The organism is Priestia sp. SB1 (assembly GCF_038898415.1).
This window is the reverse complement of record NZ_JBBJSS010000019.1, coordinates 1-16,131: the sequence shown is the minus strand read 5'-3', so window position 1 is coordinate 16,131 and position 16,131 is coordinate 1. Positions and strand designations below refer to the sequence as shown.

At 34.0% G+C, this 16,131-nt stretch carries 16 protein-coding genes and 1 pseudogene; 5 read left to right on the top strand and 12 right to left on the bottom strand.

Going from position 1 to position 16,131, the window contains the following annotated elements; genetic code table 11:
* Nucleotides 1–62: 62 nt before the first annotated feature.
* Nucleotides 63–953, bottom strand: a complete 891-nt coding sequence (locus tag WKH56_RS33960; RefSeq protein ID WP_098112990.1) for an NAD-dependent epimerase/dehydratase family protein — start codon at nucleotides 951–953, stop codon at nucleotides 63–65.
* 215 nt (nucleotides 954–1,168) lie between these two features.
* On the opposite strand from WKH56_RS33960, the gene WKH56_RS33955 reads away from it, so the two are divergent.
* From WKH56_RS33955 to WKH56_RS33940, 4 genes are all read left to right on the top strand, one after another.
* Nucleotides 1,169–2,392 carry a glycosyltransferase family 4 protein gene (locus WKH56_RS33955; protein ID WP_098112991.1) on the top strand — a complete coding sequence of 408 codons (1,224 nt, stop codon included), beginning with the start codon at nucleotides 1,169–1,171 and terminating at the stop codon, nucleotides 2,390–2,392.
* 113 nt (nucleotides 2,393–2,505) lie between these two features.
* Nucleotides 2,506–3,423, top strand: coding sequence for an NAD-dependent epimerase/dehydratase family protein (locus tag WKH56_RS33950; protein ID WP_098112992.1), 918 nt, complete (start codon nucleotides 2,506–2,508; stop codon nucleotides 3,421–3,423).
* Nucleotides 3,424–3,560: 137 nt separating this feature from the next.
* Nucleotides 3,561–4,187, top strand: a complete 627-nt coding sequence (locus WKH56_RS33945; protein WP_342837717.1) for a DUF1796 family putative cysteine peptidase — start codon at nucleotides 3,561–3,563, stop codon at nucleotides 4,185–4,187.
* 310 nt (nucleotides 4,188–4,497) lie between these two features.
* Complete coding sequence (locus WKH56_RS33940; RefSeq protein ID WP_099000273.1) at nucleotides 4,498–4,686, top strand: SPOR domain-containing protein; 189 nt, start codon at nucleotides 4,498–4,500, stop codon at nucleotides 4,684–4,686.
* A gap of 204 nt (nucleotides 4,687–4,890) precedes the next feature.
* Here the strand turns inward: WKH56_RS33940 and WKH56_RS33935 are convergent, their stop codons facing one another.
* The 7 genes from WKH56_RS33935 to WKH56_RS33905 all read right to left on the bottom strand — a co-directional run bounded on the left by WKH56_RS33935 (nucleotide 4,891) and on the right by WKH56_RS33905 (nucleotide 11,547).
* On the bottom strand, nucleotides 4,891–5,715 hold the full coding sequence (locus tag WKH56_RS33935) for a dTDP-4-dehydrorhamnose reductase family protein (protein ID WP_154992539.1): 825 nt from the start codon (nucleotides 5,713–5,715) through the stop codon (nucleotides 4,891–4,893).
* The gene (locus WKH56_RS33930; protein WP_098627429.1) at nucleotides 5,716–6,702 is read right to left on the bottom strand and encodes a polysaccharide biosynthesis protein; all 987 of its coding nucleotides are present in this window, start codon (nucleotides 6,700–6,702) and stop codon (nucleotides 5,716–5,718) included.
* Nucleotides 6,695–7,786: a non-hydrolyzing UDP-N-acetylglucosamine 2-epimerase gene (gene wecB, locus WKH56_RS33925; RefSeq protein ID WP_098627428.1), complete on the bottom strand. Its 1,092-nt coding sequence runs from the start codon at nucleotides 7,784–7,786 to the stop codon at nucleotides 6,695–6,697. The genes WKH56_RS33930 and wecB overlap by 8 nt, the downstream gene beginning before the upstream one ends.
* Nucleotides 7,787–8,189: 403 nt before the next feature.
* Nucleotides 8,190–8,885, bottom strand: coding sequence for a DUF1796 family putative cysteine peptidase (locus WKH56_RS33920; RefSeq protein WP_098627427.1), 696 nt, complete (start codon nucleotides 8,883–8,885; stop codon nucleotides 8,190–8,192).
* A gap of 140 nt (nucleotides 8,886–9,025) precedes the next feature.
* A complete protein-coding gene (locus WKH56_RS33915) occupies nucleotides 9,026–9,706 on the bottom strand; it encodes a DUF1796 family putative cysteine peptidase (protein WP_042992647.1) in 681 nt (226 codons plus the stop codon).
* 212 nt (nucleotides 9,707–9,918) lie between these two features.
* Entirely contained in the window at nucleotides 9,919–11,166 is a 1,248-nt protein-coding gene (locus tag WKH56_RS33910; protein WP_342837714.1) for a S8 family peptidase, read from the bottom strand.
* A gap of 237 nt (nucleotides 11,167–11,403) precedes the next feature.
* The gene (locus tag WKH56_RS33905; RefSeq protein WP_176551773.1) at nucleotides 11,404–11,547 is read right to left on the bottom strand and encodes a hypothetical protein; all 144 of its coding nucleotides are present in this window, start codon (nucleotides 11,545–11,547) and stop codon (nucleotides 11,404–11,406) included.
* A gap of 174 nt (nucleotides 11,548–11,721) precedes the next feature.
* Here WKH56_RS33905 and hepT point away from each other — a divergent pair.
* Nucleotides 11,722–12,125: pseudogene (hepT, locus tag WKH56_RS33900) on the top strand (type VII toxin-antitoxin system HepT family RNase toxin).
* A gap of 152 nt (nucleotides 12,126–12,277) precedes the next feature.
* Here hepT and WKH56_RS33895 read toward each other — a convergent pair.
* The 4 genes from WKH56_RS33895 to WKH56_RS33880 form a co-directional block, all read right to left on the bottom strand.
* Nucleotides 12,278–12,466, bottom strand: coding sequence for a hypothetical protein (locus WKH56_RS33895; protein ID WP_014462141.1), 189 nt, complete (start codon nucleotides 12,464–12,466; stop codon nucleotides 12,278–12,280).
* Between the two features lie 208 nt (nucleotides 12,467–12,674).
* Nucleotides 12,675–12,917 carry a hypothetical protein gene (locus WKH56_RS33890; protein WP_342837712.1) on the bottom strand — a complete coding sequence of 81 codons (243 nt, stop codon included), beginning with the start codon at nucleotides 12,915–12,917 and terminating at the stop codon, nucleotides 12,675–12,677.
* A 72-nt stretch (nucleotides 12,918–12,989) separates the two neighbouring features.
* The gene (locus WKH56_RS33885) at nucleotides 12,990–13,271 is read right to left on the bottom strand and encodes a hypothetical protein (RefSeq protein ID WP_014462143.1); all 282 of its coding nucleotides are present in this window, start codon (nucleotides 13,269–13,271) and stop codon (nucleotides 12,990–12,992) included.
* Nucleotides 13,272–13,765: 494 nt separating this feature from the next.
* Entirely contained in the window at nucleotides 13,766–15,106 is a 1,341-nt protein-coding gene (locus WKH56_RS33880; RefSeq protein WP_049166408.1) for an FAD-binding oxidoreductase, read from the bottom strand.
* Nucleotides 15,107–16,131: the final 1,025 nt, after the last annotated feature.

Sequence of the window (16,131 nt, the reverse complement as noted above, 5' to 3'; positions counted from 1 at the left end):
CACTTGAATTTTGATTCTCCATAAAGGTAAAGGGGAAGGGATTCTAACGATAGAAAGGTTCTTTAACGATAAAATTCAATAATGTCTTGGATAGTAGATTCTAATGTTATAGTTGGTTGCCAACCCAATTCAGTTAGTGCTGTAGGGTTTAAAGTAACAAAAGTATTTAACGGACTTGTATCATCTACTTTCACTTGAAACTTGATAGAAGTTATCTTTTTGAAGATATTTATAACATCTTGTAAAGAATGATTTTTTCCGGAGGAGACATTGTACGAACGCCCATTCTCTCCTTTTCTAAGTAGAAAATCATAGGCTCTAACGGCATCTCGTACGTCTAAGAAGTCAAAATGATTATTTAAGTTACTGACCCTCAGATATTGTTCTTCCCCTGCTTTCTCCATATCTATAATTTTTTTAGCGAAAATGGAACAAACTCCTTTAGAGAAGCCAGGACCTATAAGATTTGATGGTTGAGCGACAACAACATTCATATTGTATTGATTTGACCAAAATTGCGAAATGAGGGTTTGAATGGTCTTACTCAGACCATAGGGGTGATTAAACGTGGCTGGAACCGTTGGATCAAACTGAAGAGCAGAACCTACAATAACAGCTTTACAAGAAGGCATCTCTTTTCTAAGAGCATCGAGTAAGTATGCTGTAGCCATTGCATTTACTTCTAGAGATTGAATGGGATTATCCCAGGATAATCCCACAGCGTTTTGACCTGCCAAATGAAGGAGGTAGTCCGGCTTGGTTATTGAAATTAACTCCTTTACTGACTCATTATTAGATAGATTGCATGTTCTGCATTTAATTTGCTTATTAGAAAATGAATTCATGTTTGTGATAGCTACGACGTCAAACTCTAATCTTGAAAAATAATCACATGCGTGAAGTCCAGTAAATCCACTAGCACCGGTAATTAGTAACGTAGGTTTCTTATCCACTAACGACACCCCACTCTGAATAATAATCTAATAAATAAAACTTATTATAGATGTATGCTTAAAAAGCTAAATATTTCATCTAATGCTCAACAAGACACGATCCTAAAACATAGGGTAAAAATACAGGCAGAGGTCTATAGCATTACCAAATTCCATGAATACCTATATAGAGAGACTTTTAGAACGTGAATGCTATGGGAAGAGGAGAGAACATAATGAAAATACTGCTTGCTACATTTTGGGAAGTTCCCCATGTAGGTGGAGTTTGGAATTATATGCAGCAATTAAAGCAAGAACTTGAAGGGTTAGGTCATGAAGTAGATTTACTTGGACATGGACTTGGAAATAAATCAGTTCATATTGTTAATAAAAATATAGAGGTAATTAAAGATGAACTATCATTAGTAGAAGAATTGGAACAACATGAGAAAAATACTCCTATTCTATATAAAGATCCAGTAGTGAAATTTTATGAAAAAGAACGTATTGGTTATACAAGAGGTGTTTCTCGGTTAAATATCAACCAATATGATTTAATTCACACACAAGACGTTGTAGCAACTGCGTGTATTCGTTCCTTAAAGAGTGTAAAAACGCCGGTGGTAGCAACTATACATGGTTGTGTTGCTCACGAGTTAAATCGCTACATCAAAGACATTTTGAAGGCTCCTACAGCTGATATAGCTACTAAATATTTTAATGAACTTGAACATACAGGTGCTATGGCTGCTGATTGTACTATAGTTGCAAATCATTGGTTAAAGGAAATTTTAATTCAGGAATTTAGGGTTAATGAGCATCAACTTAAAGTGTTTCATTACGGATATGATATAGATTCTTTTTTAAAGCGAATGCAAACACCATCTAAGGTTCATCCACCAGTTGGTCAACAAGTAATTATTTATACAGGGAGATTAGCTGAAATTAAAGGTATTCATCATCTATTAAAGGCTCTCAGTGAACTCAAAAAAATTAAGAAAGGCTGGGTCTGCTGGGTCGTTGGAGATGGAGATCAAAAAGCTGAGTTGAAGGCTCAGAGTAGAGCGCTCGGTTTAGGTAAGAGGGTTTTATTTTTAGGTAATAGAAACGATGTGCCTTCTTTACTCTCTCTTGCTAACATTTTTGTTTTGCCAAGTCTTATAGAGAATCAACCTTTATCAGTTATTGAAGCTCAGATTGCTAAAAAACCAGTAATAGTAAGTGACGCAGGGGGATTACCTGAAATGGTTCAGCATGGATCCACAGGATTAATTTTCCCGGCAGGTGATGCCACATCGTTATGTGAAAATCTTTATAATTTGCTAATAGATCCAGCATATAGAGGCATGTTAGGAGCCAATGCACAAGAATGGGCTTTAAAACATTGGGATCAGAAAGATGCAGTTCAAAAAGTTCTAGATGTTTATAAAGAGGTGCTTTCACATAAGAGTGAAATGTAAATATATCGAAAAGGAAGCTAAATGTATTTTTGGAAATTATTGGGTAGGTAGCTTATACAGGAGCCCTATAGGTGACATATACTATTAAAACTTTAAAGAGGAGAGAATAGTATATGAAGGCTGTAGTAACTGGTGGGGCGGGATTTATTGGTTCCCATCTTGTAGAAGAGCTCATTAGACAAGGCTTTAATGTCCACATAATTGATAACTTAATTTCTGGAAAGTATGATAATATACACCCTCTTGCTACTTTTCATATAGAAGATATATGTAGTGATCAAGCCAAACAAATCATTCTAGATGAAAAGCCTGACGTAGTCTTTCACTTAGCTGCTCAGGCAGATGTTTCACGATCTATCCAATCGCCTCAATATGACGCAGATGTGAACATAAAAGGAACTATAAATTTGCTGGAAGCCTGTAGAGATGCTTCGGTAGGTAAGTTTATATTTGCCTCTACTTCAGCTGTATATGGAAATCTACAAAAGGACTTAATTACTGAACAAGATGCAACTGTGCCAGCTTCTTATTACGGTCTGTCGAAACTAGCTGCTGAATCGTATATACGTCTATTTCATTATTTGTATAATTTACCATATACAATTCTTCGATACGGAAATGTATATGGGCCACGGCAAACGCCAAAAGGAGAAGGCGGAGTAGTAGCAGTTTTTTTAGAAAGGTTGAGCAAAGGGCTTTCATTTAATATTCATGGTGATGGGGAACAGACACGTGATTTTATATATGTAAAAGATATTGTTCAAGCTAATATTGCAGCAATTAAAAAAGGGAACCAAGAGGTTGTTCATGCCAGTACTACAAACAAAACTTCAGTGAACGATTTATTAAAAAACCTTGAGTATATTCATGGTTCTAATATTGATGTTGTTTATACAGAAGGAAGACCTGGGGATATCAAACATAGTTGTCTCGACAGTGAGAAAGCACAAAAGCTATTAGAATGGTCTTCAAGAGTATCTGTTTTAGAGGGGTTAAAGGAAACATATACTTTCTCTAGAAAAAAAGCTTAGTATTTAAGCTTTTCTACATTTCTTAACTAGTTGTCTATTTTATTAACTATATGCTCATTAGCCCTAACATTTTAGGATAGGCCTGCATTTAATATTGTATAGCCTTGTACAATAAGACCCTTTAAGGAGCAACCCATATGAAACTAGAAGATTTAAAAGGGGCATATAGCGCCATTTTTAGTTTAGGCGATTTATGTTTGACATCTCTTCAACTGAGAGACAATAACTTAAGAAAATTTGCGGGGATTTTAGATTGGGTATCCTCACCGGATTTGAAAAAGGTAAACATGCTTTTGAAAGATCAGTTTGCTGACTTTTTAAACCCGGATAATTTAAGGATAATCCAGTACGTATCTGATTGGGATTTATTAGTGTGGGATGAAATTTATAATATAGGGTTTAACCACGATTTTAAGACTGATAAAAATACACTTTCTCACTTAGGAGGATACGGGGAGGTTAAAGAGAAGTACGATAGAAGAATTCACCGGTTTTTAGAGAATTTATCTACTGGCCAGCGTATTCTGTTTATTAGAACGGAAGCTAATCGTGAAGAAGCTGCAGAGCTTGAGAGCATTTTATCTACTATGATTGAAAGTGACTTTAGCATTCTAATTATTAATCATACGGATGTGAATGATTTAGTTGAAAAAGAATGGTCGCTAAATAAAGTTTGTGCTATTGAATTACCCAATCAACAAGATAAATGGAACGCAAATAATCATTATTGGAAAAGGATACTTGATGGTGTTTCCCTTTTATAAGTACGTTAGCTTTCCCTTTAATGTATTTATAAAAGGTTATGTTTTTCAAATGACATCTTTAGGAGATTTGAATGGGAAGAAAACCTCCACCATACTTATTTGGTGTATGTACTCACTTGCCTCTTGAAGCTTATTTAATATTTTCTATACATATAATCTCTATACAATACTAATGGACAAGTTGTATTAATTGAAATGGATACAGTGCAAAAAACTTTTCCTTGCGAAGGTTAAGGTGCTTTTCGAGGTGCCTATATAAAAGTCAATGTTAAAAAAACTAATTTGTTAACCGGATAAGGGGGGAAAGGATATGGATAATAAACAAATAGAGTTGAAACAAGGATACGATATAACTGGAAAGCAACGTTATCGAATTATAACAGGAGCATTTATTGATAAGATTATAGCAGAACAAGTTGCAAAGGAAATAAAAGAACGCTATGGTCTTACTGTATACGTGATACCTGAGCACGTTGAAAAAGCTGAGTCTAATCTCTAATGTAACTTTATTTTCATTTTACTATAAATTAGAATAAGAATAGACAGCTAAGCTATTTTTATAGAAATAGTCTAGCTGTCTATTCTTATTCTTGTAGAAGTATACAATGAATTTTATTATCTGTTTATCATAAGCTAGTATGAGAGAAATCATTTTTAGTGTTTCCCATCTTATCATGTTTTTCTTACATATGGTGAGTACTAGTTATTTTGACATCCACTCTTTTAGCTCCATTAACATCTGCTGGTAACTAGGAGTTGGATAACAAAGATCTGTCCGAGTACTAATAATAGTACGATCTAATATTACATCCTCATCAGGAATAATTTTGACATCATCTTTTTTAAAGATATCTTTAATCAATTCTAGTAATGCAAACTTTGATATTTTCTTCGGTGAGTGCAAATGATATAGTCCGGAAGTATTATTTTCTAAGAAGAAATTAATTGCTTTAGCTAATTCTAACGTTGTTACTCCATTCCACAGTGCCTTTTTATACCCTTTAATTGAGCCCTTTTGTGTCATAAACCATAGGAATAAACCAATGCCATCCTTCTTTAACTCGGGTCCTATTATAGAAGTGCGGATTGTTAAATGTTTTTCGTCAATAATTTCACCTAGCTGTTTAGACTGAGCATATACAGAGGTACCGTCTGGAACATCGTTTTCTGTATAATCTCCTTTTTTTCCTGAAAACACACAATCTGTACTAATATGAATTAATTTTCCTTGATGCCGTTCAACAAATTTAGCTAACTGATGTGGAAGTAGGCTATTTACTTGAAAAGCATGCATTGGATTATGGCTAGCGTGTTCATTTAAAATTCCAATACAGTTAATAAGGACGTCTGGCTTAATAGATTCTATGGTCTCCTCAACATGTTTAAAGTTAGTTACGTCCAAGTAAATAGCATCTTTATCTTTCGGGTCTCTTGATGTACAGAAAACATCGTGATTTGTATGCTGTATAAAATATTTAGTAATTACATGCCCTGCCATTCCTTTTCCACCAAGAATTAGTACTTTCATTTAGATAAACCCGCCTTTCAGCAACATCTCTCTAATTTCCTCTTTACTAATCACTTGTTTACTTGAATCATATTTTTCTAAGTTTACTTGAGCATAGTTTGAATAATATTCTTTTAAGCCTTTAATATAAATTGGAGGTAGAATCACATAATACTCATCATCATAAGTAACAGTTGTTGCGCTTTCATATTCGGATAACAGAAGCTCGTGAATTTTTTCTCCAGGTCTTATACCTAATATTTCAATTTCAATCTTGTCTTTTCCAGAAGCTTCTATTAGTACATTTGCTAAGTCAATAATTCGACAAGTAGGCATTTTCATGACGAATATTTCCCCACCTAGACTTTCAAATGTGGCTTTAAAAACCAGCTTTATCGCATCCTCTAATGTTAAAAAGAAACGAGTCATACCAGGGTCAGTAATACCGATTTTCCCTTTTTCTTGAATTTGTTTCTTGAATACATGAATAACGCTTCCGTTAGTTCCTAGAACGTTTCCTCCACGTATACAAACAAATTTAGTTTTAGTATTTAATGTGTTAGCGTGAATGATTAATCTTTCCCCCATTGCTTTTGATAAACCGTAAAAATTAGCTGGATTTGACGCTTTATCAGTGGAAATATAAACTACTCTATCTACATCACAGCTTATTGCTGCGTCTATTACATTTTGAGTACCATGTACGTTGGTTTTTAAGGCTTCAATTGGTTGATCTTCACATACCGGAACATGTTTTAAAGCAGCTAAGTGAAAAATATAATTGACGCCTTGACATGCTTCAATTAGCGCTTCTCTTTCTTTAATGTCTCCAATAATAAAATTCAATTTAGGATGGTTATCAAATTCTTGTTTCATGGTAAATTGATTTGATTCATTCCTCGAAAAAATACGTATTTCTTTAGGGTTATGTGTTAGTAGTTGCTTAACAAGTTCATATCCCCAAGAACCTGTGCCACCTGTTACTAAAATTGTCTTATTATTAAACACCTTTCATTCCTCCTAGTACAACTTTAATTACCTTGTCTGAAACATTTACATCACCATATCCTTCAGGGTAAGACCAATTTTTTAATTGGTTCACCATTACATGAACACAAGTCAAGATTTGGTTAGCATCTATGCCTGACAGCATGTTACTTCCACATTGAATGGTTTCTGGTCTTTCAGTTGTTTTACGAATAGTTACCGTAGGAACATAAAACAAACAGCATTCTTCTTGAACTGTTCCGCTGTCTGTTAAGACACAAAAAGCATTTTTTTCTAAATTTACGAAATCGAAAAAACCAAAAGGCTCATGAAATTCTACTAACGGATGGACTTCTAGCAGTGAAATATTTTCTATTCGAGATTTAGTACGAGGATGAATACTACATATTATTCTCTTTTGGTAAAACTCAGCTACCATATTGATGCCTTTCATGATTTCCAACAGTCGATCTTCATGATCTACATTTTCCGCACGATGGGCTGTAACCAGAAAGTAGTCATTTTCTTTTAAGGACAGTTTCTCAAGAATGCTGCTTTTTTTTATAGCAGGTTCATAATGTTTTAAAACTTCGTTAATTGGATTTCCAGAAGTAATAATACGATTTGAGGGGATACCTTCTTTAATTAAATTTTCTTTACTTTGAGGAGTATAGGGTAGATTGAAGCTTGAGATTGCATCGATAATCCGGCGGTTTTTTTCTTCTGGCACTTCTAAATCAAAACAACGGTTTCCAGCCTCCATATGAATGACTGATATACCCATTCTTTCTGCTAGAATTGCGCTTAAACCACTATTAGTATCGCCTAATATTAAAACTTTGTCCGGCTTTTCTTTTAAAAATAGCTGTTCGAGCTCTTTATACATCTTCGATAACTGTTCACCTAATGAGAGCTGCTGATTAGCCAATATATAGTCTGGTTTGCGTATGTTTAACTCTTGAAAAAATACCTCACTTAATGAAGGAGTGAAATTTTGTCCTGTATGCACTAAAACGTGCTGTGAAGCATACTCATCTAACTTTTTAATAATGAGGCTTAAACGTATAATTTCGGGCCTTGTACCCAAAATAGTCATAACTTTCATTCTTTACACACCCTATTCACCTTATTTATAAGCATAATTACCCTCTCCTAATTCGCATTCGGCCCCTTATTTATTAAAATATGCTTTTCCTTTTTTCTTGCTATAGGCTAATCTATTAATCTTCCCAATAAAAAGTGATAAGTCTAAAATAATAAGCCCTCCTCTTTAAATTAATAAGAATGATGACTGCTTTTTTGTGGTTCAATGTTTAAATCTTTCTCTGTAAGTTCTCTTCTAGTGGCTAAAATCTTATATTTTAGGCCGTCAAGTACGAATATTTAAAGAGTAAATACAGGGGGGTGAAAATCAGAAAAGACCTTGCTTCCTTTTTAAAAAGAAACAAGGTCTTTGGTGCTTAATTTTATTCTTATTACATAAAATTGTATGAAAATAGTTGTGGGAATTACGCCCAAAAATTAGTTATACTTAATCCACTCAGTACATAGTCCCAAACAGCTTCATCATTTGGGTTGTCTAGAGGTACTTGAACTGAACAAATTCCATCAATTGTCCAGTTCATATCTATTACGCCTTTTAATCCGTCTAAAGGTTGAAGTAGTAGTATATTAAATGGACCGTTTACTAATTCTGATAATGTGGTTTTTAATTCTATCGCTTCTTCTGGAGTAGCTGCTCCCCATCTAATAAATAAAACAGAAGGGCTATTCTCAATTTTTTCGAAAAATCTCGTGATACGTTGATTAAGCTTCTCTTTATAAGAAGGATACATTACAGTCCAGTCTACATTTGGAATAATAGGAAAATCATGAACAGAAATAATATTATAATGCATATCGTGAATAAAGTGAGCATTAACCGGTTCTGTTCCACCTTCTTCAGGGAAAATTGCGACTCCGTCATCAAGAAAATGAGCATATCCATCAGTTCGCTGCAGGTTTTCAAGGTCCATAAATCCACTAAATCTGTTTTGTAACAACCTACTGACATCAGCAATTGAATTAGATATCATCCAGTCTAGAGGGAATGAAAACCTTCTCCAATTGTGTCTTCTTAAATTAAGGGAGGGACCACACCAACTACCTAGCCCTAGCATTAAGTCATAAGATCCTTTAATATCCTGTAAATTCAATATAATCATCCCTTTTTATTTAGCAATTCTATTATAGTAAATGCTAAACCTTGTACATTTGATTGGACAAAGTAACTATATATTTATAAGAAAGTCTTAGTTAAAAAGACACTGGGACTGAATGGGAGGGATTTCCATGTGGCGCCCATCTAGTGACGTAGTAATATTCCATCTAGAACATAGTCCCAAGTCGAAACATTATTTGGATCGTGTGGTACATTGACCATACATACATTATTAATTTCCCAGTCAACTTCGGTAGGAGTCTGTATACCGTCTACGGGATTAAGGATAAGTATTCTAATCTGCGCTTTTGTAAGAGAGGATAAGATTTTTTGTAATTCAGTTGCTTCCTCATATTTAGCTCCCCACCTTATAAACAAAATTGATTTACTGCTCATCATCTTTTTCATAAACCTGTTAACTCTGTAATCAAGGTTTTTTTTGAATTTTGGATACATATCGGTCCAATCTTTATTAGGCACTATAGCAAAATCATGAGCTGAGAAGATATTGTAATAAGTGTCCTGTATAATATAAGATTTAGTTGATTTATATAGATTTTGATGAGGGAATCTAAGCATTTTATCATTAAAATATACATAATCTCCGCTGTCATCTACTAAACTCATATTCTCAATCTGCATAAATCCATTAAACTTATTCTGAAGTAGTCTATTTACATCTGAAAGATACGGAGAATAGCTCCAGTCAAGTGGACTTGAGGTAAAACTTCTCAAATTTAATCGATTCAGTTGTAGTGCAGGATTACAAGCACTACCTAAGCTAATGATTAAATCATATTGCCCTTTAACATCCTGTAAATTCACATTAATTCTCCTATTATTTAAATTTTTATATACACATATTTGATTGGTAGATTTACTTAGAAGACATACATGTACATGGTTATTCAGTAAGTTGCTCTTATAATATAAAAAGCACTGATAATCGGGGTTTCAGCGCTTTTTATACCCTTTATAGACCTGTGTTAAATAAAATTGTTAACACCCGCAATAGATGAATTCTTTAAAGTTTAATGCTAGCGAACTGCTCGATTTGCATTAATTCTTCCATAAGTCCAGTATAATCCTGTACCTGGTACTACATCGCACGTGGATTGAATAGTATTTCTAATTTGGAGATTGGTTTTTCCCTGAGCTGCTAGCAAGGCTGCAAGTCCTGAAACATGAGGGGCAGCCATAGAAGTACCGCTTAGATATGCGTAATAGCTGCCTATATAAGTAGACAAAATTGTTGAACCTGGAGCAGCAACATCTACCCAAGTGCCAAAATTGGAAAAATCAGATTTTTGATCATTGCTATCTGTAGAGGCCACAGCGATTACATTTTGATAAGCAGCTGGGTATGTTGGGGTACTAGAAGCTTCGTTTCCGGCTGCAGCTATAACTACTACTCCTTGGCTCCAAGCGTAATTCACGGCATTCTCTAAAGTGATTGAACTTTGAGTTGAACCTAGGCTCAAATTAATAACTTTTGCTCCTGCATTTGTTGAATAGGTAATTGCATTTGCAATGTTACTCAATAGACCATTTCCACTGTTGTCAAGAGCACGAACGGGTATTATTGATGCTGACGGAGCCATTCCTGCAATGCCTAAACCATTCTCTGTAAGGGCTGCAGCTATGCCTGCTACGTGAGTTCCGTGTCCATTACCGTCGTTAGGAACTAGATTTCCATCTGCAAAATTATAGCCAGGCCAAAGCTTAATAGATAGTTCAGGGTGATTTAACTGAATTCCCGTGTCTACAATAGCAATTTTTATATTTCCATTACTAGTAGTAACATCCCAAGCATCTGGGGCTTGTACCTTCTGAGGACCATATTGATAAGGAAAAAAGGGGTCATTCGGGGTATATGAAGCTTTAAATGTATAATCTGGTTCTGCATATTCTACTTCAGTTAATTCACTATAGCGTTTAATTAAGTCATTAATCTTTTTTTTAGAATGTAAGACCTGAAAATCAAGATCTTTGTTGTGATATATTAGTGTACATTTATTCTTACGATGAATATTTACTTGTTTTTCAAAGCACACATTCTTTTTGAACTTTACAATGATTTGGCTTGAGTTCTGAAAATCATCAGCTGTAAATTCCTTAGTACTAGCGTTGATACGGCGCTTAAATAGTGGTGATGCCTTTTTTATTGGAATGGTTTTTAGGTTTTTGACTGATTGTTGTTTTAAAATCTTAATAATATATTTCACTGCATAAAACAACAGGATAACAACAGAAACTGATAAAGTAGTAGTTAATAAATGAAGCATTTGTTCCCTCCTAGAAATCGCACTCTTTATAGAGTATTCACGATGCATTAAAAGGGCTTGGACAGAGTCTTTATTTAAACAAATAATTGTGTATTTTAAGAGAGTTATTAAAAGTGAAAAGTTATCCTATCTGTCATATTACTAATTTATCTTTAGATAATGAGTGTTATGTTTCGCTTTAAAGCACCAAATTTGTAATTAGAAAGAAAGCCACTAGTATATCTAGTGGCTTAGTCTTTAAAAATCGCTAAATTCTTCGAGGTCATCGTCATCTAAAGGTCCAGAAACGTGTTCTAAATCTGCAATTTTGCCTTCTTTAATGCCCTGATTTCCTACAGGTTGTTCTACGTCATTTTGTGTATGAGAAAAGCCATTAGCCAAAATTATACGACAGGCATTGTTATTTATTCAGATGATGACACGCTGCGTATGAATGAGCAAATGATGGCTTTAAAGGTGTGTGCAAAGGTGTACTGCAGAAAGTAGATGAGACTGGGAGTATTTATTTAAAATGATATCATTTTAAATAAAATAAATGTGATTGAAACATGCAATATGTCCTACACGTATACCAGCAAAATTTCCAAAACTTACTGGATTATACGAAACAGGACTCTATTATTTTAAATATACAACGCGCTTGCCAAGCTTTTATTGATTTAGCGATGCACATTGTAGCTGAAGAACGTTTGGGTTTTACCAAAACGAGCAGAGAAGCTTTTGACATGTAGGAGTCTCAATCTATTATTACAAGCGAGATTGTTTATAGAATGAAAGCTATGGTAGGTTTCAAAAATATTGCTGTTCACGATTATCAAGCCATTAATCAAGATATTCTTCAGCAAATTTTGGACAAACATTTAAGTGATTTTACTACCTATACAAAGCAAATTCTTTATTATGGGCTTTGGAAAGGCATTGGTAAATATAAGGTGTGTAGAAACTTACATATTATGTAATTAAGTTTGTGTTAGAACCTTTAGGCCTACAATCTTCGTTTTTGTTCTAAATGAATAGTTATATCTCTTAAAGTTGTATCTAATATATATTTAGACAGTAGGGAAGCATACTTTCAAGCTTCCCTACTAAATGCTTGTCCTAATTTAAATAATTAAGCTGTTTGCAGACCTTGGATTTCTTCAGCGTCTAAAACAATCACTCCTGCTGAAGTAGCGAAATAAGCTAAAGATCTTGCCTCATCGAAGCTTGAAAAAATAACGTTATTAATTTGAGTACCGCTTAAAAGTACACTTGCAATCGGTGTGCCAGGATCAAGAATTCTCAAAACCTCTGGAATCATACGCGGTGTCCCCCCTTGCTATACCAAATTAAATACAGATCATATGAATCTATATTTAATTTATTATATGTAAGTTTTAAGCAAAGGCTTGTACTATTTAATCATTTTCATTTAATCTTTTTTTGTGATTGAAAATAAGGACTTTAAGAGGGAATTGTTATATGAAATCTCTTTTAAGCCCTTACATATAATGGAGTTTTCATACTAGCTAAAACTTCATACCGCCATCTATTACAATTATCCTTGAAGAAATTATCTCAGTGTTTGTAAATCCCATTCCTACGTTATAAGCATGAGTAGCTATTTTAGAATTAAGGTTCTTACTGGCTGTTTCTGCTGGGGGATTAATACTTACACTTCTTTTCTTCTTTTTTTGTGGGAAGGACTTGTCTACATAATACATACCATTTTTAAAATTATACTTCATATAATATGTTTGTATTTTAATCACCTTTTCTATACCCCTTATATTTTAGAGGGATTTTGCGAGATATTATTAGAATGGTTTTTTCTTCACTTCTCTTCAAAACTGAACTTTTTTTACTTTAGCATTTTTATTTCTTCTTCCACATTCTTTAACAATTACACCGTCTTGGTTCGCATTTTGTCCCCCATGTTTAGCAACCTGACCGCCCTGATTAGCATTTTGACTGTGGTTACCACTAATCTGTCCTCCAGTTTCTGCATGGTTATAAATATAAATGCTAATATAGGTGCAGTTTTTTTCTCTTTTTTTCTTTTTGTTTTTTGAGCTGCAATTAGATTTTTTATTATGATGAGAATTATTCCTTTCTATTTCGATCACCTCTTTTCTGATAAGTTAGGGAGAAGACGTGAGTAAATTCACTTTTACTCATTAATAGTGTATTCATAGGTAGACAAGCTGCAATATGAAAAAGCCTATATTTGGTAAAAAGAGCCTTTCATATTAGGTCTAGTGGCTGTTGTGATACGAGAGTAAGTACATTTAAATGTACAAGGGGTGTTTTTATTGTTAAAAGATCTAATTGGATGAACATTTCCTTCCTAAGGAAACTACGACTTCTAAAACAGCCTGTTATAAAAGCCAAGGGGGTTTAGGGGTTATATGTAATAGTAAAGCTCTTTTTCATATATTTGGATAAATTTTTTAAGGTGAAAGATTTTTAGGTGTGATATACAGGCCATTGTATTGAAGAGATTTCTATACTATATAGGGTTTAAATATAGAAAGAACTATTGCTGCTTTTTTCCGTCAATAGTTCTTTCTATATTAAATATTCAGTTGTATAGGTTGAGGCTTGATTGAATTTTGAGTAATTAACAAGATGGTGGGATGCTTTGAGGGAAATGAAATAAATTTTCAGGATCATATTTAGCCTTTATTTCTCGAAGTCTTGCGAAGTTTGACCCATAATATGCTTTTCCGAACTTTTCAATATTTTGGTCTGGAACATTAACATAGGACCCTTTTACATATGGTTTCATTAGCTGACGTACTTTTTCAACTGATGCAAGATTGGAAGCTTCTTGGGATTTATTTTCCCAACTAGATGTCCATTCTGTATAAAACAATGGACGGCGCCAAAAGAAGGCTGTTTCATTACTTGGTACTCTGCTTAGAGCACCACCCCAATTTATAAAAAAGAAATTGGCTTCTGTACCAGTAGCTTCTTCTAAAAACTTTTTCATAAATGAAATAGGCTCTTCGGACCACAGATCAAGTCCCCAAGCCGATGAAAATTTAACACTCTGATCGGATCTGCCAGGGATTGGTTCGTCAGGGTCTAAGAAATCTATAGCATCTGGATAGGACAATGTTTCTATAACTGTTTGTGTTGGGGTTCCAGCATTTAGTAAAGGCTTTAACAATTTAGTCAGTTCTTTTTTTGAACCTAAGAAAATCCCTTCTGCATGACACAAACCATTTACTTTGCTGTAAATCTCAAGTATGCACCCTAATCGTTCGTCTACAAATGGTGCCCATTCTTGCCAAGTTTTAAATACTGTTTCTAATTGATCCCATGGCCAAATAATATTGAAGACGGTTGCAGTTTTAGGGGCACGGTGAACTTTAAACGTGTATTCGGTATTATATCCAAAGTTCCCACCGCCACCACCTCTAGAAGCCCAAAATAAGTCTTTATTGCAAGATTGGTCTGCTTGAAGAATATGGCCTTTGGCATCTACTGTTTCCAGGGCAAGAAGGTTATCGCTTATAAGGCCAATTGATCGTGAGACTACTCCAAATCCTCCTCCCATCGTAATTCCTCCAATTCCAACAGTGGGGCTATCTCCAAACGGAGCCATAAAGCCTTCTCGAGCTAGCATCTTTACAAGTGGACCCACGTGAATTCCTGTTTGAACCGTTGCAATCTCACTTTTTTTATCAAGGCAAACTCTATTCATGTCACTTACATCAATAACAATTCCGCCATTTACTACTGAAAGGTTCTTATCTAAAGCATGGCGTCCGCTTCTGACACGTAAAGGTACTTTATTTTCCTGAGCCCATTTAATAGCATTACTGACATCGTAAGAATTTTGTGCAAAAACAAAGACAAGAGGATAGACATCAACATAAGGGTTCCAGTTCTTAATCGCTTGTTGATAGCCAGGATCTCCCTTAAAGATGACTCGTCCTGTTAACGGTGTTGACATGTATTTCACTCCCAATAAAGGTTAGATTTCTAATATTAGTATATGTGAAAATAGGACAAACTCTTGGGTGAGTTATCTAGTAACTAAAAAATATATGCCAAGGTTGTTAAAGGTATTGTTTGTAATAAATATGTTTTAGAAAAGAAATTTTTATTATTAGAAAGGTTATGGATTAAGAAAAAAAAAGAGGTTGCACCTATTTAGACATGATAAAAATTATTGAACTGAATGATTCTAATTTCTTTGAATGAATTACGTTAATTGAAGATTATGCGATTTAAGGAATTATACTAAGTTTATTTCTATCTGCGTCAATATATTAAGTTAGAAAAATTTCTATGATATTGGACGAGCGTACAAGCTTGTCCTTAGGTTTATACATATAATAAGTAAATGAATATTGAAAAGAGGGACAAAAATGATGCCAAGATGTATACCTGATGTTCCACGTTGTATGCCTAAGATACCGCATTGTCTACCTAAAGTGCCAAACTGTATGCCTAAGATACCAAACTGTGTACCTGACGTTCCAAATTGTGTACCTAATATACCTTGTACTTCTAAAGACTAATCGTTTTTATTTTTTATAGAATAGAGCAATAGTTAATTTAAAGCAAAAAGATTAATCTTTTTGCTTTTTTCTTGTTTCAACATATATTCTGAAGGGTACGGTACTTTAATTAAGTCTCGTTTAAGCTATGGAACACTATTTCATCAAATCTCTTATTTTGGGTTGAGTTATAAATTTTACAACTGAAATATAATCGTTACCAATTCAGGTAGGAGATCAAAATACAACTAAAATAAAAAACTATTGATTTTTAAAAATAAGTGAGTTATAATAGTAGAGCGTCGTTAAGAGAGAAAGCGTTGATAACGATTTTTAAAAAAGTTATTGACATTTGTTTAATGGATTGTTATGATATTAAAGTCGCTTAAGGGCGGCGCTTGAACTTTGAAAACTGAACAAAGCGACAAACGTCAACGTTAATTTTTATTTTTTAAATGAGCAAGTCAAACATTTC

What these genes read in the sequence shown, in the direction of transcription:
- WKH56_RS33955 (WP_098112991.1), top strand. Translation starts at nt 1,169, where the DNA reads ATGAAAATACTGCTTGCTACATTTTGGGAAGTTCCCCATGTAGGTGGA.
- WKH56_RS33950 (WP_098112992.1), top strand. Translation starts at nt 2,506, where the DNA reads ATGAAGGCTGTAGTAACTGGTGGGGCGGGATTTATTGGTTCCCATCTT.
- WKH56_RS33945 (WP_342837717.1), top strand. Translation starts at nt 3,561, where the DNA reads ATGAAACTAGAAGATTTAAAAGGGGCATATAGCGCCATTTTTAGTTTA.
- WKH56_RS33940 (WP_099000273.1), top strand. Translation starts at nt 4,498, where the DNA reads ATGGATAATAAACAAATAGAGTTGAAACAAGGATACGATATAACTGGA.
- WKH56_RS33935 (WP_154992539.1), bottom strand. Translation starts at nt 5,715, where the DNA reads ATGAAAGTACTAATTCTTGGTGGAAAAGGAATGGCAGGGCATGTAATT.
- wecB (WP_098627428.1), bottom strand. Translation starts at nt 7,786, where the DNA reads ATGAAAGTTATGACTATTTTGGGTACAAGGCCCGAAATTATACGTTTA.
- WKH56_RS33920 (WP_098627427.1), bottom strand. Translation starts at nt 8,885, where the DNA reads ATGATTATATTGAATTTACAGGATATTAAAGGATCTTATGACTTAATG.
- WKH56_RS33910 (WP_342837714.1), bottom strand. Translation starts at nt 11,166, where the DNA reads ATGCTTCATTTATTAACTACTACTTTATCAGTTTCTGTTGTTATCCTG.
- WKH56_RS33895 (WP_014462141.1), bottom strand. Translation starts at nt 12,466, where the DNA reads ATGATTCCAGAGGTTTTGAGAATTCTTGATCCTGGCACACCGATTGCA.
- WKH56_RS33880 (WP_049166408.1), bottom strand. Translation starts at nt 15,106, where the DNA reads ATGTCAACACCGTTAACAGGACGAGTCATCTTTAAGGGAGATCCTGGC.